At 74.0% G+C, this 23808-nt stretch carries 16 protein-coding genes; 14 read left to right on the top strand and 2 right to left on the bottom strand.

Translation table 11 applies throughout. The annotated features are described in order from the left end of the window. The first annotated feature begins 212 nt into the window (after positions 1-212). From ACFWN3_RS10775 to ACFWN3_RS10790, 4 genes are read left to right on the top strand one after another with little or no spacing between them, the layout of a single operon-like run. Positions 213-6569 carry an Ig-like domain-containing protein gene (locus ACFWN3_RS10775; protein ID WP_377639416.1) on the top strand — a complete coding sequence of 2119 codons (6357 nt, stop codon included), beginning with the start codon at positions 213-215 and terminating at the stop codon, positions 6567-6569. Between the two features lie 41 nt (positions 6570-6610). Beyond that, positions 6611-7582, top strand: a complete 972-nt coding sequence (locus ACFWN3_RS10780) for an AAA family ATPase (protein WP_377639418.1) — start codon at positions 6611-6613, stop codon at positions 7580-7582. After that, entirely contained in the window at positions 7579-9252 is a 1674-nt protein-coding gene (locus tag ACFWN3_RS10785) for a DUF58 domain-containing protein (RefSeq protein WP_377639420.1), read from the top strand. The genes ACFWN3_RS10780 and ACFWN3_RS10785 overlap by 4 nt, the downstream gene beginning before the upstream one ends. Next, complete coding sequence (locus ACFWN3_RS10790; RefSeq protein WP_377639422.1) at positions 9249-11798, top strand: transglutaminase family protein; 2550 nt, start codon at positions 9249-9251, stop codon at positions 11796-11798. The genes ACFWN3_RS10785 and ACFWN3_RS10790 overlap by 4 nt, the downstream gene beginning before the upstream one ends. A 72-nt stretch (positions 11799-11870) precedes the next feature. Here ACFWN3_RS10790 and ACFWN3_RS10795 read toward each other — a convergent pair whose 3' ends face one another. Beyond that, positions 11871-12962 (bottom strand): inositol-3-phosphate synthase, encoded by a 1092-nt coding sequence (locus ACFWN3_RS10795; protein WP_377639424.1) that lies wholly within the window; start codon positions 12960-12962, stop codon positions 11871-11873. A 70-nt stretch (positions 12963-13032) separates the two neighbouring features. Further along, on the bottom strand, positions 13033-13599 hold the full coding sequence (locus tag ACFWN3_RS10800) for a PadR family transcriptional regulator (protein ID WP_377639426.1): 567 nt from the start codon (positions 13597-13599) through the stop codon (positions 13033-13035). 234 nt (positions 13600-13833) lie between these two features. Between ACFWN3_RS10800 and ACFWN3_RS10805 the strand changes: the two genes are divergently transcribed. The 10 genes from ACFWN3_RS10805 to ACFWN3_RS10850 all read left to right on the top strand — a co-directional run bounded on the left by ACFWN3_RS10805 (position 13834) and on the right by ACFWN3_RS10850 (position 23754). Beyond that, entirely contained in the window at positions 13834-16047 is a 2214-nt protein-coding gene (locus ACFWN3_RS10805) for a transglycosylase domain-containing protein (protein ID WP_377639428.1), read from the top strand. Between the two features lie 13 nt (positions 16048-16060). After that, a complete protein-coding gene (locus ACFWN3_RS10810) occupies positions 16061-17419 on the top strand; it encodes a hypothetical protein (RefSeq protein ID WP_377639430.1) in 1359 nt (452 codons plus the stop codon). A 31-nt stretch (positions 17420-17450) separates the two neighbouring features. Continuing rightward, the gene (rpsF, locus tag ACFWN3_RS10815) at positions 17451-17738 is read left to right on the top strand and encodes a 30S ribosomal protein S6 (RefSeq protein WP_377639432.1); all 288 of its coding nucleotides are present in this window, start codon (positions 17451-17453) and stop codon (positions 17736-17738) included. Positions 17739-17795: 57 nt separating this feature from the next. Further along, positions 17796-18383 (top strand): single-stranded DNA-binding protein, encoded by a 588-nt coding sequence (locus tag ACFWN3_RS10820; RefSeq protein ID WP_377639433.1) that lies wholly within the window; start codon positions 17796-17798, stop codon positions 18381-18383. A 121-nt stretch (positions 18384-18504) separates the two neighbouring features. Continuing rightward, a complete protein-coding gene (gene rpsR, locus ACFWN3_RS10825; RefSeq protein WP_377639435.1) occupies positions 18505-18741 on the top strand; it encodes a 30S ribosomal protein S18 in 237 nt (78 codons plus the stop codon). A 20-nt stretch (positions 18742-18761) separates the two neighbouring features. Beyond that, a complete protein-coding gene (gene rplI, locus ACFWN3_RS10830) occupies positions 18762-19208 on the top strand; it encodes a 50S ribosomal protein L9 (protein WP_377639437.1) in 447 nt (148 codons plus the stop codon). A 199-nt stretch (positions 19209-19407) separates the two neighbouring features. Beyond that, complete coding sequence (gene radA, locus ACFWN3_RS10835; RefSeq protein WP_377639439.1) at positions 19408-20811, top strand: DNA repair protein RadA; 1404 nt, start codon at positions 19408-19410, stop codon at positions 20809-20811. A gap of 171 nt (positions 20812-20982) precedes the next feature. Then, complete coding sequence (gene disA, locus ACFWN3_RS10840) at positions 20983-22065, top strand: DNA integrity scanning diadenylate cyclase DisA (RefSeq protein WP_377639441.1); 1083 nt, start codon at positions 20983-20985, stop codon at positions 22063-22065. An 11-nt stretch (positions 22066-22076) separates the two neighbouring features. Further along, positions 22077-22997, top strand: coding sequence for an A/G-specific adenine glycosylase (locus ACFWN3_RS10845; RefSeq protein WP_377639442.1), 921 nt, complete (start codon positions 22077-22079; stop codon positions 22995-22997). Positions 22998-23139: 142 nt separating this feature from the next. Further along, a complete protein-coding gene (locus ACFWN3_RS10850) occupies positions 23140-23754 on the top strand; it encodes a hypothetical protein (RefSeq protein ID WP_377639444.1) in 615 nt (204 codons plus the stop codon). The last annotated feature ends 54 nt before the right edge of the window (positions 23755-23808 follow it).

Below are 23808 nucleotides of genomic sequence, written 5' to 3' on the forward strand. Positions count from 1 at the left end.
CGGCCGCCCGCCACGGACGGTTCCCCGGGTCCCCGAGACGGCCCGGGTTCCGCGGTTTCCGCGGAGTTCGTCCGCCGGGGAGTGCTCCCCGCCCCGATCGGGCCGAGGGCCGCAGCGCCCCGGTTAGGCTGGGTGCACCCGGCCGGGGTGAAGGCCGGGGACACACCGTTGCGTCCCGTCGGGGACGTTCGCGCGCGCACGAGAGGACGAGGATGGCTGCTCGGGGGCCCGGACGTCGGGCGGTGGGCCGTGCCCGCCGCCGGACGGCGAGCACCGTCGCGGTCGTCCTCGTCGCCTCCGGCCTCGGCTACGCGGCCGTCGCCAGCGAGGGCACCACGGTCCACGAGGCCCGCCTCAACGACTCGGGCGTGTGGGTCAGCTCGGGCGCGCAGGCGAAGTTCGCCCGCGCCAACGTCCCGATCGGCCAGCTCGACACCGGGGTCGCGACGAGCGTCGCCGCTGGCAGCGGCCTCGACGTCCTCCAGGACGGCGCCGCGGTCCTCGGCGTCGGCACGGGCGCCGGGCAGCTCTTCCCCATCGACCCGCGCACCTCGACGTCCGGCGACGCCGTCGCCTCCCTCGTGACCTCCCCCCCGAAGGCCGGGGCCTTCACCCCGTCGCCGGTCGACCTGCGCGGCGGCACCATCGCCCTGCTCGACCGCGAGAGCGGCAAGGTCTGGGCGCAGCGGGTCGACACCCGCCGGGGGGTCACCTCGTTGCCCGCACTGGCGCCCACCGAGAAGCCGGTGATGACGATCGGCAAGGCCGGCGCCATCGCCGTCGACGCCTCGGGAGGGGTCCACGCGGTCTCGGGTGCCACCGGCAGGGTCACCACCGTGCCCGTCGTCGCCGACCGGTTCGGGGCGGCCACCGTCGTCGACACCGCGCTGCGCACCCAGGCGCCCGACATCACGGCCGTCGGCTCCCGCTGGGTCGCCTACGACGCCGCGAAGGACACCGTCCACACCGAGGCCGAGCCCGAGGGGTTCGACGCCCAGGTCACCACCCCAGGGAGCAGCCGCTACGCGGCCCTCCAGCAGCCCGGTCCCGATGCCGACACGGTCGCGGTCGCCGGGCCCACCCGCACCGTCCTCGTCCCGCTCGACGGCGGCGCCTCGCCCGGGGGCGTCGCGGTCCAGGAGCAGGTCGACCGCGTGGCCGGCTCCACCCTCGTGACGAGGCCCGTCGTCCTCGGCGGGTGCCTGCACGCCGCCTGGGCCGAGGCCGGCCAGGTCTTCTACGGCGCGAACTGCGGCCGGCGCGGCGACCAGCCGACCGCCACCCTGCCCGCCCGGGGCGAGGAGGACACCCGCGACGGCGTGGCCTTCCGGGTCAACCATGGGATCGTCCTGCTCAACGACCTCGACAACGGCGGTGTCTGGGACCTCGACGACAAGCCGACGAAGATCGACAACTGGGACGCCCTCGTCCCGCCGACCAAGCAGGACGACGACAACGACAAGAAGGACGAGAACCTCGTCGACGAGGCGTCCCTCAACACCCCGCCGAAGGCCGAGCCCGACGACCTCTCGGTCCGTCCCGGTCGCACGAGCAAGCTCCACGTCCTCGACAACGACACCGACGTCGCCGGCTCGGTGCTCTCGATCGACCCGGCCGACGTCTCGCGGCCCAGCCTCGAGGGCGTCACGGCCACGGTCTCGGCCGACGGCCAGGCCATCGACGTCACCGTCCCCGAGAGGACCCAGGACAAGGCGTTCACCTTCGACTACGCCGTCAACAACGGCAAGGTCAAGGGCAAGGGGACCGCGAAGGTCACGGTGCGGGTCGTCGCCGACTCGGTGAACACCCCGCCGAGGCTGCGCCGGGGCGCCAAGGCCCTGGCGGCCACCGTGTACCCCGTCATCGCCGGCAAGCGCCTCTCGGTGCCGGTCCTCGCCGACTGGCGCGACCCCGAGAGCGACATCCTCGCCGCGCGCGCCGACGTCGAGGGTGGCGTCGTCGACGGCCAGGGCCGGATCACCCTCACGGCGCCCTCGAAGGTCGGCAAGCAGCCGATCCCCTACCTCGTCACCGACGGGCGGGGCGGCACGACGAAGGGCTCGGTCACCGCCCAGGTGCTCGGCACCCGCGACGGCACGTTCGTCCCGCCGCGCACCCAGCCCGACGCCGTGCGCGGCGTCGTCGGCAAGCCGCTGCAGATCGAGCCGCTCGGCAACGACGTCCCCGGCGCCGACCCCGGCGAGCCCGACGCCGTCCTCCGGCTGCGGGCCGAGGTCCGGCCCGTCGGCCCCCTGGAGGTCGACACCGACCTCGCGACCGGACAGGTCACCGTCACCGGCTCGGTCGCCGGCACCTTCGAGCTCACGTACTCGGCGCAGACCGGGGCCGGCGCGGCACCCGGCCGGGTCCGGGTCGACCTGACCCCGCCCCCCGACGGCGTGCCCCCGGTCGCCGTCCCCGACACCGCGACACTGCACGACCAGGCGCCGGTCATGGTCGACGTCCTCGCCAACGACTACAGCCCGAGCGGCGACGTCCTCGTCACCGCCGCCACCCGCGCCGACGGCGAGGACGCCTGGCTCCAGCCCTCGATCTACCAGGGGCGCTGGATCCGGATCGAGGCCAAGGAGCCCGCCCCGCTCGAGGCGGGCGACCAGGGCCGGCGCGGCGTGGTCCGCTACACGGTGAGCGACGGGACCCAGCGCACGACGGGCGAGGTCGCCGTCCTCCAGCAGGGGCCGCTCGACGACTCCCTCCCGCTCGTCGCCGACGACACCGCCACCGTCCGTGAGGGCGACACCGTCTCGGTCCCCGTCCTCGACAACGACACGATGGCCGACGGCATCCCGCTGCAGGTCGACCCCGCGAGCGTCACGGTCGTGAGCAAGGGCGACGCGCAGCGGGCCTTCGCCTCGGGCAACGTCATCCGCTACGTCCCGGAGGCCAGGGGCCTGAAGGCCGAGCGGTTCGTCACCGTCGAGTACGCCGCCTTCGCCGACGGGATGAAGGAGCGCGCCCAGACCGCGCGGGTGCGGATCGCGGTCACCCCGCTGCCCACCCAGCAGCGGCCGAACCAGGCACCGGTGGCGCGCAGCTTCTCGGCGACCGTCACCGCCGGCGACCCCATCACGATGACGGTGCCGACCTTCGGGGTCGACGCCGACGGCGACAGCGTCTCGGTCACCGGCATCGTCGGCGCCGAGGGCGGGGCCGTCGACCTCACCCACGGCCGGGTCGTCGCCATCGGGCCGTCGACGATCCGCTACGAGGCGTACCCGCTCGCCGCGGGCACCGAGGTCGTCAGCTACGAGGTGCGCGACCGGTTCGGCTCGACGAGCCGGGCGTTCGTGCGGGTCGGGGTCGTCCAGCCCGGCGACCCGCAGCCGCCCGTCGCGGTCAACGACGAGGTCTTCGCCGCGCCCGGCAAGACGGTCACGGTCAAGCCGCTGCAGAACGACCTCATCGCCCGCGGCGACGTCGTCGAGGTCGAGACCGAGCCGCTCAACGACGCCTCGACGAACACGGCATGGCGCGTCGAGGACGACAACACGGTGACGACGAAGGTCCCCGCCGACACCAGCCGGCTCCACGAGCTCGTCTACGGGATCAGCGACGGCCTGTTCGACCCCTCGCGCGCCTCGGTGCTCGTCCGCCCGGTCAAGGACTGGGTGAACCCCCCCGTCGCCCGCGACGACGTCGCGACGCCGAAGCCGGGGGAGACCTCGACCCTCGTCGACGCCCTCGCCAACGACACCGACCTCGACTCCGACCCCGAGACGCTGAGGATCGTCGACGTCCTGAGCGCCGACGCGACGGTCGAGGCCGGGCAGGTCCGCGTCACCGTCCTGGACCACCCCCACGCCGTGCCGTACGTCATCGAGGACGAGGACGGCGCCCGGGCGATGGCGCTCATCCAGGTCCCGACCGGGGCCAACGGCCAGCCCTTCGTCGTCGCCGGCAGCCTGATCCAGATGGACAGGGACGCGTCGGTGACCGTCCCGCTCAACGACCACGTGAGGTCGCCGCGCGGCCGGGTCGTGTCGGTCACCGCGGCCGAGACCGTCAGCGCCTCGCCCGCCCAGAACCTCGCCGTCACCCTCGAGGACAACCGGACGCTCTCGCTCCAGGCCTCCGGCGGCTACGTCGGACCCGCCGCGGTCATGCTCGAGGTCACCGACCAGGACGCCGTCGACCAGAAGGACTTCGGCACGGCCTACGTGTCGATCCCGGTCCAGATCGGTCCGAAGGTCCCGCTCCTGCGCTGCCCCGACACCTCGCTGCGCGTCGTCGCCGGCGGGCTGCCCCGCGTCCTCGACATCCCCACGTACTGCCACGCGTGGTTGCCCGTCGGGATGTCCTTCGACGACGTCGCGTTCGACACGAGCTGGCGCACCGAGCCCGACGCCTCGCTCGCGGTCGACGGCGAGGGAGGTCGCCGCCTCACCCTGACGGCCGACGTCGACGCGCAGACGTCCCAGGGGGTGCTCGAGGTGCGCACCGAGGGCCTCGACCAGCCGGTCGCCATCGCCGTCGACGTCGTGGGGCTGGACTCGGCCGAGCTCGGCCCGCCGCGGCTGCGCCCCGTCTCGGTCACCGGGCTCGAGGAGGGACAGTCGCGCACCGTCGACCTCGCCGGCTACCTCGACAGCCCCCTCGTCCAGCCGAGGTGCTCGATCCTCTCCGCCCGGGTCGAGAGCGGCTCGGGGCTGACGGCCGCGAGCTCGGGCTGCACCGTCACCCTCACCGTCGGCGAGCGTCCCTCGCCCGAGGCCACCGTGGCCGTCGTCGTCTCCGACGGTCCCGAGCGCCGCGCCGACGGCCGCATCGAGGTGACGATGCTCGGCACGCCGAGCGAGCCGCGGCAGGTCAGCGCGGTCGCCGACCGCGACGCCGGCGGCCAGGCCCGGGTGTCGTGGCTGCCTCCCACGTACGACGGCGGCTCCACCGTCGCCGGCTACACCATCGCGCACTCCGGCGGGTCCAGCGGGAGCACCGAGTGCACCGCCTCGCCGTGCACCATCACGGGCCTGACGAACGGGAAGGACTACACGTTCACCGTCACCGCGCGCAACGGCGTCGGTGACGGCACCCCGAGCGCCCCGAGCAACACCGTGCGTCCCGACACCCTGCCGCGGCAGGTCACCGGCGTGCGGATGGTCGACCGCGGCGACGGCACCCTGGACATCGCGTGGGACGTCCCCGAGAACGAGGGCAGCCCGCTCGAGAAGTACGTCGTGCGCGTCGTCTCGGCCGCGGGCGACACCAGGACGCAGGACGTCCCGGCCACCTCGACGACGACGACCATCGGCGGCCTCGACAACGAGTCCGAGCAGTCGGTGCAGGTCCAGGCGTGGAACGAGCTGGGCGCGGGACCCTTCGGTCAGGCCGTGACGATGCAGTCGGCCGGCACCCCGCCCGCGCTGCCGGCCCCGGCCATCGCGGCGAGCGGCCCCGGCCCCGCCGCCGACTCGGCGACGCTGACGATCTCGTGGGAGCAGGGGCGACCCAACGGTCCGCCCACGAGCGGCTACACGCTCTACCGCTCGATCGACGGCGGCGCGTGGACCGAGGTGGCGCGGACCTCGCCCGACGTGCGCACGGCACGCGACGTCATCCCCTACGACGGCCGCACCTACCGCTACTCCGCGACGCTGACGAACGGCGCCGGCATCGAGGGCCCCACCGCGAACGCGTCGTCGTTCACCTCGGTGGGCCAGCCCTCCACGCCGACCCTCGCCGTGGCCACTCCCGACCCCGACGGCCGCATCCAGCTCACCGTCGGTGTCGGCCAGCCGCGCGCCGGGGCCTTCACCGCCATCCGCTGGGAGGGCGGCGGCAAGAGCGGCACCCACGCCTGCGGCTGCACCCCGGGCACCCAGGTCGTGCTCAAGACGGCCGCCTTCGACACCAGCCCCACGCAGCAGCGGACCATCACCGTGTGGACCGTCAACTCCGGCGGCCGGGACTCCGAGCGGGTCTCGCGCGCGGCCACGCCGTACCGCGACACCCTGACCCCCTCGGGACTCAGCGGGTCGGCGTCCGGCAACGACGCCGTGTGGTCGTGGAACCTGCCCGAGAACGGCCGGAACATCGACCAGGTCGAGGTCGAGGGCCCCGGTGGGGGGACCTTCGGGGGGAACAAGACCTCCCACCGCGTCAACGGCTCGCCCGGCGGCAGCTACCGCATCCGGGTCCGGGCCCACTCGGCCGCCGGCTGGTCGGGCTGGACGGGCTGGGACACCGTGACCATCCCCAACCCGACCCCCGACGTCTTCAACCTCCACAAGGGGCCGTCGTACCGTCCGCCGAACGCGGTGGGGTCGTGCACCGGCGGCGGCTGCCCGCGGGTGAACTTCGACGTGCGCTACTTCCCGCCCGGGGGCGGGGGCTGGACCGTCATCGTCCGCCGGGGTGGCTCCAACGCCGAGCTCTTCACGTCCTCCATCCAGTTCTACCCGAGCAACGACGGCACCGGCACGACCGGGGAGACCGGGATGACCAGCAACTGGCGCAGCACCGGCATCGTCATCGCCGAGGGCGGCGGCAGCATCTACGTCCAGCTGTGCCGCAGCGGAACCTGTCACAACTCGCCGGCCGTGGGCTGGTGAGCACCGATGTCCCTCGACCCTGCTCGAAAGGAACTCCCCGCATGACCGTCACCGCAGACCAGGCCGCCTGGTTCTCCCAGACGTTCTCCGCCATGGTCGCCAACTGCGACAAGGCGGTGCTCGGCAAGGAGCACGTCATCCGCCTGTCGCTCACCTGCATGCTCTCCGAGGGGCACCTGCTCCTCGAGGACTTCCCGGGCACCGGCAAGACCCAGCTCGCGCGTGCCATCTCGGGCACGGTGCAGGGGACGAACTCGCGCATCCAGTTCACCCCCGACCTGCTGCCCAGCGACGTCACCGGCGTGACGATCTACGACCCGGGGACCAAGGTCTTCGAGTTCCACCGGGGCCCGATCTTCGCGACGATCGTCCTCGCCGACGAGATCAACCGCGCCTCGCCGAAGACGCAGTCGGCGCTGCTCGAGGTGATGGAGGAGGGCAAGGTCACCGTCGACGGCGTCCGCCACGAGGTCGGCTCGCCGTTCATGGTCATCGCGACCCAGAACCCCATCGAGCAGGCCGGGACCTACCGCCTCCCCGAGGCCCAGCTCGACCGCTTCCTCATGAAGACCTCGCTCGGCTACCCCGACCACGACGCCACGGTCCGGGTGCTGCGCGACGCGAAGACGCGTGACCGCACCAAGGCCCTCGAGCCGGTCGTCACCTCGAGCGTCGTCATCGACATGGCCGAGCTCGCCGACGAGGTCCACGTCGACGACGCGATCCTCGACTACGTCTCGCGGATCGCCGAGGAGACCCGGCGGCACGTCTCGGTGCGCCTCGGGCTCTCGGTGCGCGGCTGCCTGGCCTTCGTGCGCTGCGCGAAGACCTGGGCGATCAGCCAGGGGCGCGACCACGTCACCCCCGACGACATCAAGCTGCTCGCCCAGCCCGTGCTCAACCACCGGCTCCTCGTCACCGCGGAGGCCGCGTTCGCCGGCATCACCGTCGAGCAGGTCATCACCCAGATCCTCGCCGAGGTGTCGCCTCCCACGGAGCGCCTCGCGTCATGAGCACCGACGACGGGTCGACGTCGCGCCGCCCGGACCTCACCGGGGACGCGACCGCCGCCGACGACGGCGCCACCGTCTCCCGCTCCGCGCTGCGCGCGCGGGGCGGGTCGTCGGCGACCCCGGCGTCGGGCCCGTCGACTCCGGGGTCACGGCCGGGAGCGGGCGGCGAGCCCGACCCGGACACCCGCGCCGGGCGCCGGAAGCGGTCCACGGCCCCGAAGTCCCCGAAGGCGGCGAAGGCCGCGCGGGAGCCGAGGCCGCGCCGCGAGCGCGCGCCCCGCACCGGACGCCGCTTCGCGCTGCCGAGGATCCGGGTCCGCCGGGCGCCCGACCCGGCCGAGATCCCGGTCGGCCGCCGGGCCCGGGCGGCCGGCGACACCCGCACGCGCACCATCACCCTGCCCCGCGTCACGATTCCGAGCGCCCTCACCGGCACGGGGGCGCGGATCATCGTCCTCACGGGCGAGCGGATCAAGCCGCTCGCCGACTCCACCCGTCGGGTCTGGCACCCGGTGCTCGAGGTGCTGCGGTGGGTCTCCCCGCTCGGCTGGACCATCCTGCTCGTCGGGCTCGTCGCGTGGTGGCTCACCGTGCGCTACCAGTGGGTCGAGCTGTCGATGGTCGCGGTCACCTGCCTCGTCCTCGTCCTCGCCTGCGTCGCCCTCGCGGTCGGACGGGCGAAGGTGCGCATCCGGGTCGACGTCGAGCCGACCCGGGTCACCGTCGGCGACCCCGCCACCGGGCGCATCGAGGTCGCCAACGCCTCGAAGCGCGGGATGCTCCCGCTCCTCGTCGAGCTCCCGGTCGGGGACACCGCCGCGCGCTTCACCCTGCCCGCCCTCGCGTCCGGCCGCACCCACGAGGAGCTCTTCGTCGTCCCGACGCGCCACCGCGGCGTCGTCCCGGTCGGCCCGGCGACGACGGTCCACGGCGACCCGCTCGGGCTCGTCCGCCGCACCGTCGCGTGGACCGAGCGCACCGAGCTGTTCGTCCACCCGCTGACGATCTCCCTCGAGAGCCTGGGCGCCGGCCTCCTGCGCGACCTCGAGGGCGAGGTGACACCCGACCTGTCGATGTCCGACCTCGCCTTCCACGCGCTGCGCGAGTACCAGCCGGGCGACGACCGCCGCTACATCCACTGGCGCAGCTCGGCCAAGCACGGCCGCCTGCTCGTGCGCCAGTTCCTCGACACCCGCCGCTCGCACCTCGCGGTCGTCGTCGACACCACCCCCGACGTCTACGCCGGCGGCGAGGAGGACGTCGAGCTCGCCATCTCGTGCGCCGCCTCGCTCGCCGTGCGCTCGATCCTCGACGAGCAGGACACCACCGTCGTGTGCAACCGGCAGTCGGTCTCGAGGACGACCGCTCCCCTCACCCTCGACTCGCTGGCCCGCGCGCAGGTCGGGACGGTCGACGTCTACGGCGCCGCGGGGCACGCCTCGACCCTGGCGCCCGACGCCAGCGTCGCCGTCCTCGTCACGGGCGCCAGCCGCCCCTTCATCCAGGTGCAGCGCACGCTCGGGCAGTTCGAGCCCGAGGTCATCAAGGTCGCGATCATCGTCGACGACCACGAGCAGGTGGGCGTCCACCGGCTCGGCGACCTCGTCATGCTCCACGTCCGCGAGCTCACCGACCTGCGCCGCGTCCTCTTCGCCGGAGCCCTCGCATGAGCAGCCAGCAGCCCTCCCCCCACGCCGACCGCGCCGCCGAGGCGCCGGGCTTCGCGACCGCCCTGCGCGGTGGTGCCCCGAAGCGCGCCCGCCGGCGTCGCGACCCCGACGAGCCGAGCCGCTGGCGGCGCGCCGTGCTGTCGGCCGACGCCCTCGTCGACGCCGGCTTCGCCACGGCCCTCGTCGTCCTCGCCCTCGTCGGCCTGCGCACCGGGTTCCTCGGCCCGCAGTGGATCGTCGCCGCGGGGGTCGGCCTCGCTCTCGGCCTCGTCATCGGGCACCTCGCGAGCGCCTGGCGCTGGATGGCGATCACGACGTTCCTCGTCGTCGCGGCGGTGTACCTCCTGCTCGGCGGGCCGGTCGCGGTGCGCGACCACCTCGTCGGCGGGGTGGTCCCCACGCTGCAGACCTTCCGCGACCTCGCCGAGTGGGCCGTCCTCGGCTGGAAGCGGTGGCTGACCCTCCTGCCCCCGGTCGACGCCCGCGGGCCCGTGCTCGCGCTGCCCTGGCTGGCCGGGCTCCTCGGCGGTGCCCTGACCCTCGGCGTCGCGCGCCGGTGGGCCAACGTGCCACTCACGGCGCTCGCCCCGGTGGCCCTCCTCGCCGGCTCCATCGCCCTCGGGACCCTCGAACCCGCCGCGGTCCTGCTCCAGGGGGCCGGGTTCGCCCTCGTCCTCGTGGGGTGGCTCGTCGTGCGGGCGCACCGCGCGCGACCCCCGGTCCAGAACGGTGCCGGCCGTACCGCTCGTCTCGCCACCGGGGTCGCCCTGCTGGCCGTGGCGCTCGTCGCCGGGCTCTTCGCGGGCCCGCTGCTCCCGGGCGCGGAGGCCGGCGCCCGCCGCGAGGTGGTGCGCACCTCCCTCGTCCCGCCGCTCGACGTCTCCCAGTTCCCCAGCCCGCTCCCCGGGTTCCGCCAGTACACCGAGCCCAACCCGGCCGAGCTCTACGACCAGCCGGTCCTGCGCGTCACCGGGCTCCCCGCAGGGGGGGCCGTCCGCTTCGCCACCCTCGACGCCTACGACGGCCTCGTCTGGGGCGCGGCCGACCGCAGCACCGACGGCGTGCCGTTCCAGCAGGTCGGCTCGCGGATCGGGACCCGCGGCGTCGGGAGCCCCGTCGAGGTCGAGGTCGAGGTCGTCGAGGGCGGCTACAGCGGTCCGTGGCTGCCGACCGTCGGGGCGCCGACCCGCATCGAGTTCGAGGGCCCGCGCGCCGACGAGCTCGGCTCCGAGGTGTGGCTCAACACCGACACCGAGACGGCCGTCGTCCCGCGCCAGCTCCTCGGCGGCGAGCGCTACCGGATGACCGCGCTCGTCCAGCGGCCGCTGGCCAAGCGGCTGCCCGAGGACCTCGACCTCGCGTCCGGCGGCTCGACGGCGCAGGACACCGACCTCCTCGACGCCCGGCTCGACGCGTGGACCAGCCGCGCCGACGGCACCTGGCGCAAGTTCCTCGCCGTCGCCAACCAGATGCGCACCGAGGGCACGTACACCGACGGCGGTACCCCGAACAGCTTCGAGAAGGTCTACCTGCCCGGCCACGCGGTCGCCCGCCTCGGGCGCTTCGTCAACTCCACGAAGCTCGCCGGCAACGACGAGCAGTACGCCGCCACCCTCGCGCTCGCGGGCCAGAAGCTCGGGATCCCGAGCCGGGTCGTCATGGGCGCCGAGGTGCCCGCCGACGGCACGGTCCGCGGCCGCGACGTCCACGCCTGGGTCGAGCTGCAGCTCGACGACGGGACCTGGTTCCCCCTGGCCGCCAACACCTTCGTCCCCCCGCGCGACAAGACCCCGAGCGAGCAGCAGTTGCTGTCCGAGGAGCAGAAGGTCGGGGCGCAGGTCCCCCCGCCGGCGGGCGTCAACCCGCCCTCGCTCCTCCAGGGGCCCGACCAGGCGCAGAACGCCACCGACCTGGCCAAGCGCAAGAAGAGCCCGTTCGACATCGCGGCCTGGCCGCTGTGGCTGAAGCTCCTCGTCTTCGCCGTCGTGCTCCCGCTCGTCCTCGCCGCCCTCTACGTCCTCGTCGTGCGCCTGCTCAAGAGGCGCCGTCGGCGTCGCCACACGAGCACCGGCCCGGTCCCGGCGCGCGCGGCGTGGCTGTGGCGCGACCTCGTCGCCGAGGCCCGCTCGCTCGGGGTGGCGGTTCCGCGCCGGGTCACCCGCCGCGAGCAGGCGCTGGCCGTTGACGCCGCCCTCGCCGTGCCCGCCCCCGAGGGCGCGGCCGGTGGCGGACCCGGTGAGCACGCCGCGGCCTACCGGCCCGCCGAGTCCCGCACCCCGCAGGCCGCGGTCGTCGCCACCGTCGCCGACGGGGTGGTCTTCGGCCCCGGGGAGGGGTCGGAGGCGGCGGTCGCCTCCGCGGTCGCGAGCGCCGACGAGGTGCGCGCAGCGCTGCGGACCCGCACGAGCCGGTGGGCCCGGCTGCGCTCCGACGCCGACCCCCGCCCCCTGCTCGCCCGTCGCGAGCGCGCGTCAGGGGAGAAGCGCACCCGCCGGCTCCGGCTCCCGAGCCTGCTCCGGCGCGGGGCCGACCCCACCCCCGCCTGACCCTTCCGCAACGGCGGAGCGGGCGGCACCCCGTCAGGGGGACCGCCCGCTCCGTGGTGCGTCAGCGCGAGGTCAGCGCTCCTCGGTGCCCGCGATGAAGGCCTCGAGCCGGGCGCGGCCGACGTCGTCGGGACGCTGCTCCGGGGGGGACTTCATGAGGTAGGACGACGCCGAGAGGAGGGCGCCGCCGACCCCGCGGTCCTTGGCGATCTTCGCCGCGCGGATGGCGTCGATGATGATGCCGGCCGAGTTCGGGGAGTCCCAGACCTCGAGCTTGTACTCGAGGTTGAGCGGGACGTCGCCGAACGCGCGGCCCTCGAGGCGGACGTAGGCCCACTTGCGGTCGTCGAGCCAGGCGACGTAGTCGGACGGGCCGATGTGGACGTTGCGGCTGTCGGTGAGGCCGGCGAGCGAGCCGGTGAGGTTCGAGGTGACGGCCTGGGTCTTGGAGACCTTCTTGGACTCCAGGCGCTCGCGCTCGAGCATGTTCTTGAAGTCCATGTTGCCGCCGACGTTGAGCTGGTAGGTGCGGTCGAGCGTGACGCCGCGGTCCTCGAACAGCTTGGCCATGACGCGGTGGGTGATGGTGGCACCGACCTGGCTCTTGATGTCGTCGCCGATGACGGGGACGCCCGCGGCCTCGAACTTGGCGGCCCACTCGGGGTCGGAGGCGATGAAGACGGGGAGCGCGTTGACGAACGCGACGCCGGCGTCGATGGCGCACTGGGCGTAGAACTTGTCGGCGTGCTCCGAGCCCACGGGCAGGTAGGAGACGAGGACGTCGACCTTCGCGTCACGCAGCGCCGCGACGACGTCGACCGGCTCGGCGCCGGACTCGTCGATCGTCTGGCGGTAGTACTTGCCGAGGCCGTCGAGGGTGGTGCCGCGCTGGACGGTGACGCCGGTGGTCGGCACGTCGGCGATCTTGATCGTGTTGTTCTCGGAGGCGTTGATGGCCTCGGCGAGGTCCTTGCCGACCTTCTTGTCGTCGACGTCGAACGCGGCGACGAACTCGACGTCGCGCACGTGGTAGTCGCCGAAGTTGACGTGCATGAGGCCGGGGACGGTGGCGGTGGGGTCGGCGTCTCGGTAGTAGTGCACGCCCTGGACGAGCGATGACGCACAGTTGCCGACGCCGACGATGGCGACGCGGATGGAACCCATGGGTGTCTCCTGGTGGTCGGGTGGTGGGTGGACGGACGGTCCGGGCGCCGCGACGGTGCGGCGACCGGGGCTACGGCTGGGGGCCGGGGTCGGTGGGGTGGCGCCGTTCGGCGTCGATGAGCTCGCTGAGCCAGCGGACCTCGCGCTCGGTCTGCTCCTCGCCGTGCAGCTGCAGGGCGGAGGTCCAGGCGTCGAGGCGCTCGCGCGAGCGGGTGGAGGCGGTGCGGACCCGGTCGAGGTCCTCCTCGAGGCGTGAGCGACGCCCCTCGAGGATGCGCAGCCGCACCTCGTGCTCGGTGCGGGCGAAGAAGGCGAACCGGACGTCGAAGCCGTCGTCGTCCCACGCCGTCGCGTCGGCGCGGGCCACGAGGCCCGCGAAGTGCTCCTTGCCGGCGGCGGTCAGCTCGTAGACGACGCGGGGGCGCTTGCTCGAGCCGGCGGGCAGCTCGGGAGCCTCGGCGATGAGTCCGCGGACGAGCAGACCCTTCAGCGCCGGGTAGAGGGTGCCGTACGACAGCGCGCGGAAGGGGCCGAGCGCGGTGTTGAGGCGGCGGCGCAGGTCGTAGCCGTGGGTCGGGCCCTCGTGGAGCAGGCCGAGCACGGCGAACTCCAGCAGGTGGGCGCGGCGGCTGACCACGGCTCTCCTCCTCGTCCCGGGCGGGCTCGGGAACCCACCGGACATCGTCGTCGTTTGTCAGCAGGACGCTAACACAGATATATCGACGCGATACATCGTGATCCTGAGGGACGGGCCCCCGCCGGGCGCTCACGATTCAGGTTTCCCCCAGCAGTACGGTCATACTGGCCGTTGGACCGCACGTCCTGTGGACCCGGACGCGGGTCCGTCCCCGATCCTCGTCCCCGGAGTCGCATGAGCACCCGCAAGCCCCGTACCCGCGCCGAGGCCAAGGCCGCCCGATCCGGCCGCGCCCCCTCCGCCGGAGGCGCCGCCCGCTCGACCGGGCCCGCCGGCCGCCGTCCCGCGGGAGCCGCCCCGGCACGCTCGCGCCGCCGCACGTGGACCATCCGCGCGCTCTGGACGGCCGCGGTGCTCTTCGTCCTCGGCCTCATCGGCGTGGGCGTGGCCTACGCGATGACCGACGTCCCGAAGCCCAACGAGATCGCGACGGCGCAGGCCTCCATCGTCTACTTCGCCGACGGCCGCACCGAGATGGCCCGCCTCTCCGACGCCGACGGCAACCGCGAGTCGGTGCCGCTCTCGAAGGTCCCCGACAGCATGCAGAAGGCGATGCTCGCCGCCGAGGACCAGGACTTCTACAGCAACAACGGCATCTCGCCGACGGGCATCGCCCGCGCCGTCTGGGTCGCCGTCAAGGGCGGCCAGGCCACCCAGGGTGGCTCGACGATCACCCAGCAGTACGTGAAGAACTACTTCCTCACCTCGGACCGGACCCTGTCGCGCAAGGCCCGCGAGATCCTCATCTCGCTGAAGATCGACAAGCAGCAGTCCAAGGACCAGATCCTCGAGAACTACCTCAACACCATCTACTACGGCCGCGGCGCCTACGGCATCCAGACCGCGTCGAAGGCCTACTTCCGCAAGGACGTCTCGAAGCTGACCCCCGCCGAGAGCGCCTTCCTCGCCGCTGTCATCCGCGGGCCGTCGTTCTACGACCCCGCCCTCGGGGACGAGCAGGAGGCCAACGCCAAGGAGCGCTCTGGCCTCATCCTCGACGCCATGGTCCGCGAGGGCTGGCTCAGCGATGCCGACCGCGCGAAGGCCACCTTCCCCGAGATCAAGCCGTACCAGAAGCGCTCCCAGAGCGGCCCGACCGGCTACCTCACCGAGATGGTCAAGAACGAGATCATCGCCAAGTACAAGATCGACGAGGACGACATCAACAAGGGCGGGCTGCGGATCGTGTCGACGATCGACCGCGTCAAGCAGCGGGCGATGGTCGACGCCATCAAGGAGGAGCGGCCCGAGGCCAAGGACGTCCACGTCGGCATGGCCTCGGTCAAGCCCGGCGACGGCGGCATCGTCTCCCTCTACGGCGGCGAGGACTACTCCAAGCGCCAGCAGAACGCCGCCACGCAGGACAAGATGCAGGCCGGCTCGACGTTCAAGATCTTCACCCTGATTGCCGCCCTCCAGTCCGAGAAGGTCAGCCTCAAGACCCGCTTCGACGGCAGCAGCCCGCAGTACTTCGAGGAGTTCGCCGACCCGAACGCCTCGACGTCCAACGGCCGCCGCGGCCGGGTGAAGAACTTCGGCGACGAGTCCTTCGGACGGATCGACCTCCTGCGCGCCACCGGCCGCTCGGTCAACACGGTCTACGCCGAGCTCAACATCGAGGCCGGCCCCGAGAAGTCGATGAAGGCCGCCCAGGACGCCGGCGTGCGCAGCAAGCTCGCGCCCAACATGTCCAACGTGCTCGGCACCGACTACGTCACGGTCCTCGACATGGCCAACGCCTACGCGACGATCGCGGCCCAGGGCAAGCGCGCGGAGCCCTACATCATCAAGGAGATCCGCTTCGTCGACGAGACGGTCCCGACGATCAAGGTCAAGCGCAAGACCCAGCAGGTCTTCGACAAGGACCTCATGGCCGACGTCATCACGGCCATGCAGGAGCCCGTCGACGGCGGCACCGCCCGCTACGTCGGCGAGAACCTCGGTCGCCCCGCCGCCGGCAAGACCGGCACCTCCGAGAGCTTCCGTTCGGCCTGGTTCAACGGCTTCGTCCCGCAGCTGCAGGCCGCCGTCGGGCTCTTCCGCAGCGGCGAGAAGGGCGAGGAGCTGAAGATGGAGGACCTCCCGGGCGAGGGCGACATCACCGGCGGCACCTTCCCGGCCCGCATCTGGACCGCGTTCATGAAGGTGGCGCTGGAGAAGACCGAGGTCGAGCCCTTCCCGAAGGCGGCCAACATCAACCCCGACGCCGACCCGCCGCCGCCCCCGCCGCCGCCGGTCACGACGGCCCCCGAGCCCGAGCCGTCGACGTCGGCGCCGGCCCCGACCACGGCCGAGCCGGTACCGACCCCGTCGGAGACCAAGTCGAACGGCAACCCCAGTCCGGGTCCGCCGCAGCCGTCCCCGACGATCTCGCCGATCGTCCCCTGACCCGACGCGGACGGTGAGCGCCGAGGGGGCCGACCGCGAGCCGGCGCCCCGCCCGACCCCGAGCCGACCGCTCGGAGGTCGCGCGGGGCGCCGGCTGCGTCCCCGTGCGGCCGGTCCGCTCGCGCCGCTCGCGCCGGTCGTCCTCCTGCTCGCCCTCCCCCTGGCCGCCGCCGTGCTCCGGCAGACCGCGTGCCTGTCGACCGGGTGGGCGGGCCGCACCCCGCTGTGGCGGCAGTGCGCCTCCCCGCTCGTCGCCGACGTCACGGGCGCCGACCTCGGCCGGGGCCTGCTCGCCTACCTGTCCGGCTCGGTCCGCGTCGACGAGCCGGTCGTCACGGGGGCGGTCCACGCCCTGCTCGCCGGCCTCGCACCCGGGGAGGCGCTGGTCCAGCAGCGCTGGTTCCTCGCCCTCTGGGTGCTCCTCGCGGCGGTGGTCCTCCCGGCGCTCGTCGTCGCCGTCGGGACCACCGGCCGCCATCCCGCCGCCGACCCGGCCGTTTTCGCGCTCTCGCCGGTCCTCGCCCTCACCGTGCTGCTCGCCCCGACGCTCGTCCCCGTCGCCCTCGCGACGGGTGCGGTCCGGGCGTGGAGCCGCGACCGGACCCGGGTGGCCGGCGTGCTCGCCGGCCTGTCGGTGCTCGGGGGGCTGCCCGCCGTGGTCGTCCTCCTCGCGCTGCTCGTCGTGCCGGGGCCCGGAGGTCGGGAGGCCGCGCGCCGCCTCCTCGTCGCGGCCCTGGGCACGGTGGCCGGCGTCGTCGCCGTCGTGGCGCTCCTCGACCCCCGCACGCTCACCGGGCCCGTCGTCGCCTGGTTCGAGGAGGGCTCGGGCCCGGGATCGCTGCTGTACCTCGCGACCCTGGCCAGGCACCCGGTGGGCGCCGGGCAGGTCGCCCTCGTCGCCGTCCTCGGTCTCGCCCTCGCGGCCGTCCTCACCGTCCTGGCGGCCCGCCGGCCGCGCCCGAGCGTCGGCGCCGTCGCGGTCGTCGGCCTCGTCGCCCTCCTCGCGACCGGCCCGTCGCTGGCCCCCGCGGCCGCCCTGTGGGTGCTGCCGTTCGCCGCGCTCGCCGGGCTGCGGTGGCGCGACCACCTCCTGTGGGCGGGGGCCGAGGCCGTCCACGGCATCGCCCTCTACGCGCACCTCGCGGCGGCGACCGACACGGCCAAGGGGATCCCGCCCGGCTGGTACGCGATCGCCCTCGCGGTGCGGGTGGGGGCCCTGGTATGGGTCGCCCGCCAGGCGTGGACGGCGACGAGTTGGGAGCAGGCCCTCCCGGCCGGTACCCTTGCCAGGTTGCCCTCCCGGCGCCCTGTGGAAAACCACGGCGGTGCTGTCGGCAGCGCTGCATACCCTCCTGTCACGGAAGGACCGTGACCGCCACAGACCGAAGGAGGCGGGTTAACGCATGCGTCAGTACGAACTCATGGTCATCCTCGACCCGGAGCTCGATGACCGAACCGTCCAGCCCTCCCTGGACCGGTTCCTCAAGGTCGTGACCACCGATGGTGGCTCCGTCGACAACGTCGACATCTGGGGCCGGCGCCGTCTGGCCTACGAGATCAAGAAGAAGTCCGAGGGCATCTACGCCGTCGTCAACTTCACCTCCGAGCCGGCGACGGCCAAGGAGCTGGACCGCCAGCTCGGCCTCAACGAGTCGGTCATGCGGACCAAGCTCATGCGCCCCGGCGCCTGAGCCGTCCCTCCACCACACGTCACCATCGGAAACGAATCCGAAGGAGCCCCCTGACCCATGGCAGGCGAGACCACCATCACCGTCGTCGGCAACCTCACCGCCGACCCCGAGCTCCGGTTCACCCCCTCGGGGGCTGCCGTCGCGAACTTCACCGTGGCGTCCACGCCGCGCACGTTCGACCGGCAGTCCAACGAGTGGAAGGACGGGGAGACCCTCTTCATGCGCTGCTCCATCTGGCGTGACTCGGCCGAGAACGTGGCCGAGTCCCTCCACCGGGGCACGCGCGTCATCGTCACGGGCCGGCTGAAGTCGCGCTCGTACGAGACGAAGGAGGGCGAGAAGCGCACCGTCATCGAGCTCGACGTCGACGAGGTCGGCCCCTCGCTGCGCTACGCCAGCGCGAAGGTCACCAAGGCCGAGCGCGGCGGTTCGGGTGGTGGCTTCGGCGGCCAGGGCGGCGGCGGCTTCGGCGGCCAGCAGAACGACCCCTGGGCCACTGGTGGCTCCGCTCCGCAGGGCGGTCAGGCCGGCGGCTTCGGTGGCCAGCAGGGCGGCGCCCCCGCCCCGCAGGCGCCGCAGCAGCCCCAGGGTGGGCAGCAGGGTGGCTGGGGCCAGGCTCCCAGCTACGACGAGCCCCCCTTCTGATCCGACCGACACCGGGGCCCGCGCCACGCCCGTGACGTGACGCCCCACCACAGAACGACACCATCCCTGGGAGACCAGGGCTCATCCGCCGGGACACCTCCGGCAGAAGGAGAGCACCACGATGGCCAAGCCCGCCATTCGCAAGCCCAAGAAGAAGGCCAACCCGCTCAAGGCGGCGAAGGTCGAGAACATCGACTACAAGGACGCCGCGCTGCTGCGCAAGTTCATCTCCGACCGCGGCAAGATCCGCGCGCGTCGGGTCACCGGAGTCACGGTGCAGGAGCAGCGCCTCATCGCCAACGCCGTGAAGAACGCGCGCGAGATGGCGCTCCTGCCGTACTCGAGCTCGGCCCGCTGACCCGAGAAGGAGCCAGAACGATGAAGGTCATCCTGACCCACGAGGTCTCCGACCTCGGTACCGCCGGTGACGTCGTCGACGTCAAGGACGGCTACGCCCGCAACTTCCTCTTCCGCCGCGGTCTCGCGACGGCGTGGACCAAGGGCGGCCAGAAGCAGGTCGACGCCATCGCCAAGGGTCGCGAGACCCGCGCGGTGAAGTCGCTCGAGGAGGCGCAGTCCATCAAGGGCAACCTCGAGTCCAAGCCCGTCACGGTCCCGGCGCACGCCGGCCAGAGCGGCCGCCTCTTCGGCGCCGTCAAGACCTCTGACATCGCCGACGCCGTCAAGGCCGCCGGTGGGCCGGACCTCGACAAGCGCACCATCGAGGTCCCCACCCCGATCAAGACCACGGGCACCCACGAGGCGCTCGTCCGCCTGCACCCCGAGGTGCAGGCCAAGGTCTCGCTCGAGGTCGTCGCCGGCTGACGCCGACACCCCGCCGCGCTAGTCGCGGCCCGCGCACGAGGCCCTCGGACCACCACGGTCCGGGGGCCTCGTCGCGTCCGGGGCCCCTCAGCCCCGCCCGAACCCGCCGCGTGTGCTCAGGTGGTCGTCCCGCCGACCACCTGAGCACACGCCGCGGGATGGGGGCGGGTCTGTCGGCAGGCCCGCCTACCGTGGGGCCATGGCCTCGACGACCCGACGCACCACCCGTGGTGCCGCCGCGTACCGCTGCTCCGAGTGCGGGTGGCAGACCGCGAAGTGGGTCGGCCGCTGCGGCGAGTGCCAGGCCTGGGGGACGGTCGCCGAGGCCGGAGCCGTCACGGCGCGCACCGCCCCCGCCGCCTCCATCGAGCGCCCCGCGCTGCCGATCGGCGACGTCGACGTCACCCACGCCGTCGCCCGCCCCACCGGCGTCGCCGAGTTCGACCGCGTGCTCGGGGGCGGTCTCGTCCCGGGCGCCGTCGTCCTCGTCGCCGGCGAGCCCGGCATCGGCAAGTCCACGCTCCTCCTCGACGTCGCGGCGCGGGCCGCCCGTTCGGGCGAGCACGGCGACCGCACCGTCCTCTACGTCAGCGGCGAGGAGTCGGCCGCCCAGGTGCGCTCGCGCGCCGAGCGGATCGAGGCGATGGCCCGCACCCTCTACCTCGCGAGCGAGACCGACCTCGCGACCCTCCTCGCGCAGGTCGAGCAGGTCGGCCCCGAGCTGCTCGTCGTCGACTCCGTGCAGACCATCAGCAGCGCCGAGGTCGAGGGGTCGGCCGGCAACGTCTCGCAGGTCCGCGAGGTCGCCGCCTCCCTCATCCAGGTGGCCAAGGCGCGCGGGATCGCCGTGCTCCTCGTCGGCCACGTCACCAAGGACGGCTCCATCGCCGGGCCCCGGGTCCTCGAGCACCTCGTCGACGTCGTCGTCCAGTTCGAGGGCGACCGGCACTCGCGGCTGCGCCTCGTGCGGGCGGTGAAGAACCGGTACGGCCCCACCGACGAGGTCGGCTGCTTCGACCTGTCCGACGTCGGCATCGTCGGGCTCACCGACCCCAGCGGCCTCTTCCTCTCCGGTCGCACCGCCGCGGTCGCGGGGACGTGCGTCACCGTCACCCTCGAGGGCCGCCGGCCGCTCGTCACCGAGGTGCAGGCGCTCGTGACGTCCTCGAGCCTGGCCACCCCGCGCCGCGCGACGAGCGGGCTCGACACCGCCCGGGTCAACATGATCCTCGCGGTGCTCGACAAGCGGGCCCAGGCGCCCATCGGCGGCAGCGACGCCTACCTGTCCACGGTGGGCGGCGTCCGCCTCACCGAGCCGGCCGCCGACCTCGCGGTCACCCTCGCCCTCGCCGGCGCGATCACCGACCTGCCGCTGCCCGAGGGCACCGTCGCCTTCGGTGAGGTCGGGCTGGCCGGCGAGGTCCGTCCGGTCACCGGGGCGCACCGCCGCCTCGCCGAGGCGGCCCGGCTCGGGTTCACCCGCGCCGTCGTGCCCCCCGGGGTCCTCGGTGCCGGCCCGGTCCCCGACGGCATCGCCGTCCTCGAGGTCGCCACGGTCGCCGAGGCCGTCGGCCGGGCCCTCCACGACCTCGTCCGCCGCTGACGTCGGGCCGTCGGGGGTCACGTCGAGCGGCGCGGGTTCTCGCACGCCGCTCGGCCCGGCGCGGCGGCGGCACCGCCGGATAGGATGCGCTCACCGACTGCGGACCGACCGCCTCCCCCTGCTGGACTCCCCGCGGTCCCGGGGGCCTGACGACACACCGAAGGAGCCATCGTGGCGGCACAGCCGAGCGACGACGAGCTCCTGCGCGCCACCCTCGCGGCCGTGGCCCCCGGCACCGAGCTGCGCGACGGCCTCGAGCGGATCCTGCGCGGCCGCACCGGCGCCCTCATCGTCCTCGGCAACGACCGGGTCGTCGAGACGGTCTCGACCGGCGGCTTCCCCCTCGACATCGAGTTCTCCGCCACCCGGCTGCGCGAGCTCGCCAAGATGGACGGCGGCATCGTCTGCGACCGCGACGTCACCCGGATCCTGCGCGCGGCCACCCAGCTCGTCCCCGACCCGAACATCGAGACGAGCGAGTCGGGCACCCGGCACCGCACCGCGGAGCGGGTGGCGAAGCAGACCGGCTTCCCCGTCGTCTCGGTGAGCCAGTCGATGCGGATCATCGCGCTCTACGTCGCCGGCCGCCGGGTCGTGCTCGAGGACTCCAGCGCCATCCTCTCGCGCGCCAACCAGGCCCTGCAGACCCTCGAGCGCTACAAGTCGCGCCTCGACGAGGTCACCGGGACCCTCTCGGCCCTCGAGATCGAGGACCTCGTCACCGTCCGCGACGTCGCCAACGTCCTCCAGCGCCTCGAGATGGTGCGGCGGATCAAGGACGAGATCGCCGACTACGTCGTCCAGCTCGGCACCGACGGACGCCTGCTCAGCCTCCAGCTCGAGGAGCTGACCGGCGGGCTCTCCGACGACCTCGGGCTCGTCATGCGCGACTACCTGCCCGAGGCCAAGGCCGGCCACTCCCTCGAGGAGGCCATCGCCAACCTCACGGCGATCGACTCCACCGAGCTGCTCGACCCCTCCGCCGGGGCCCGCGCCATGGGCTTCACCATCGTCGGCGACGCCCTCGACTCCTCGGTGAGCCCGCTCGGCCACCGCCTCCTGTCGAAGGTGCCGCGGCTCCCGGGCGCCATCGTCGACCGCCTCGTCGGCCACTTCGGCAGCCTCCAGAAGCTGCTCGCCGCCAACATCGACGACCTCATGGACGTCGACGGCGTCGGCGAGGGCCGGGCCCGCCTCGTCCGCGAGGGCCTGTCACGGCTCGCCGAGTCGAGCATCCTCGAGCGGTACGTCTGACCCCGCTGGCTGTGCCCCGCTCCACCGGCCCCACCGGACCCACCGGTCCCACCCCGGCCGAGGCCGCCGTCCTCCACGAGCGCGTCCTGGGCTGGTACGCGGCCAACGCCCGCGACCTGCCGTGGCGCACCCCCGAGTGCACGCCGTGGGGGGTCCTCGTCTCCGAGGTCATGGCCCAGCAGACGCCGGTGGCTCGGGTCGCGCCGGTGTGGACCGCGTGGATGGAGCGCTGGCCCACCCCCGCGGACCTCGCCGCCGAGACGCCGGGGGAGGTCGTGCGCGCCTGGGGACGGCTGGGCTACCCGCGCCGGGCCCTGCGGCTGCGCGAGGCCGCCGTCGCCGTCGTCGAGCGGCACGGCGGCGTCGTCCCCGACGACGAGCCCCTCCTGCGCGCCCTGCCCGGGATCGGCGCCTACACCGCCGCCGCGGTCACCGCGTTCGCGTTCGGCCGGCGCACCACCGTCGTCGACACCAACGTCCGGCGTGTCCTCGTGCGGGCGCTCGAGGGCCGCGAGCACGCCGCCCCCGCGCTGACCGTCGCCGAGACCCGTCTCGCCGCCGCCCTCGTGCCCGAGGACGACGCCGAGGCCTCGACGTGGAACGTCGCCGTCATGGAGCTGGGGGCGGTGGTCTGCCGGGCCCGCGGGCCTCGGTGCCCGCAGTGTCCGCTGCTCGACCGCTGCGCCTGGGTGCTGGCCGGGCGGCCCGAGCACGACGGACCGGTCCGGCGGGGGCAGGCGTGGCACGGCACCGACCGCCAGGTGCGCGGGGCCGTCCTCCAGGTGCTGCGCGACGCCCCGGGAGCAGTGTCCCGCGCTGACCTCGACGGCGCCGGCGACGACGCCGGACAGGTGGAGCGCTGCATCGCCTCGCTCGTCGAGGACGGCCTGCTCGAACCCGTCGAGGGCGAGCGGTTCCGGCTCCCGGCCTGAGCCGTCGCGGCGCGGCCGACCGCCCGTCACGGCGCGGCCGACCGCCCGTCACGGCGCGGCCGACCGCCCGTCACGGCCGGCGGGCCGCCCGGCTGGCGGAACGCGGTGGCGCCGCCCCGCGCGAGCGCGTCACGCTGGAGCCATGACCGTCACGGAGGCACCCGTCGCCGGCGGGTCCGCGCCCGCCCCGGCCCACCGCACGCCGGAGGAGCTCCACGGCTTCCTCCCCACCCTGCGGGCCGCCCCGAAGGACGTCGGCACGCTCGAGCTCGTCGTGCGCCGCCCGCTCCCCGGGGAGCGCGAGGTCCTCGAGGAGGGCGAGCTCGACCTCGCCGAGGGCCTGGTCGGCGACTCGTGGGTGCAGCGGGGGAGCACGCGTACGCCCGACGGCGGACCCCACCCGGACATGCAGCTCAACGTCATGAACGGCCCCCTCTCGACCTTCCTCGCCGTCGACCCGGGGCGCCGGGCGCTCGCCGGGGACCAGCTTCACGTCGACCTCGACCTCTCGCACGACAACCTCCCCGCGGGCACCCGCCTCACCATCGGCGACCCCCGGGGGCGCGGCGCCGTCATCGAGGTCACCGAGCAGCCGCACACCGGGTGCGCGAAGTTCGTCGAGCGCTTCGGCCCCGAGGCGATGCGCTTCGTCAACGGCGAGGTCGGCCGTCCCCTGCGGCTGCGCGGCCTCAACGCCCGCGTCGTCGTCCCCGGCCGGGTGCGCCCCGGCGACCCGGTCACGGTCACACGCCCCTGAGGCTGCACGCGAAACGGCCCGCCCCCTGCAAGGGGCGGGCCGTTCCGCGTCGTC

This window comes from Oryzobacter terrae (assembly GCF_042756445.1).
In the GTDB taxonomy this organism is placed as follows: Bacteria; Actinomycetota; Actinomycetes; order Actinomycetales; family Dermatophilaceae; genus Oryzobacter; species Oryzobacter terrae.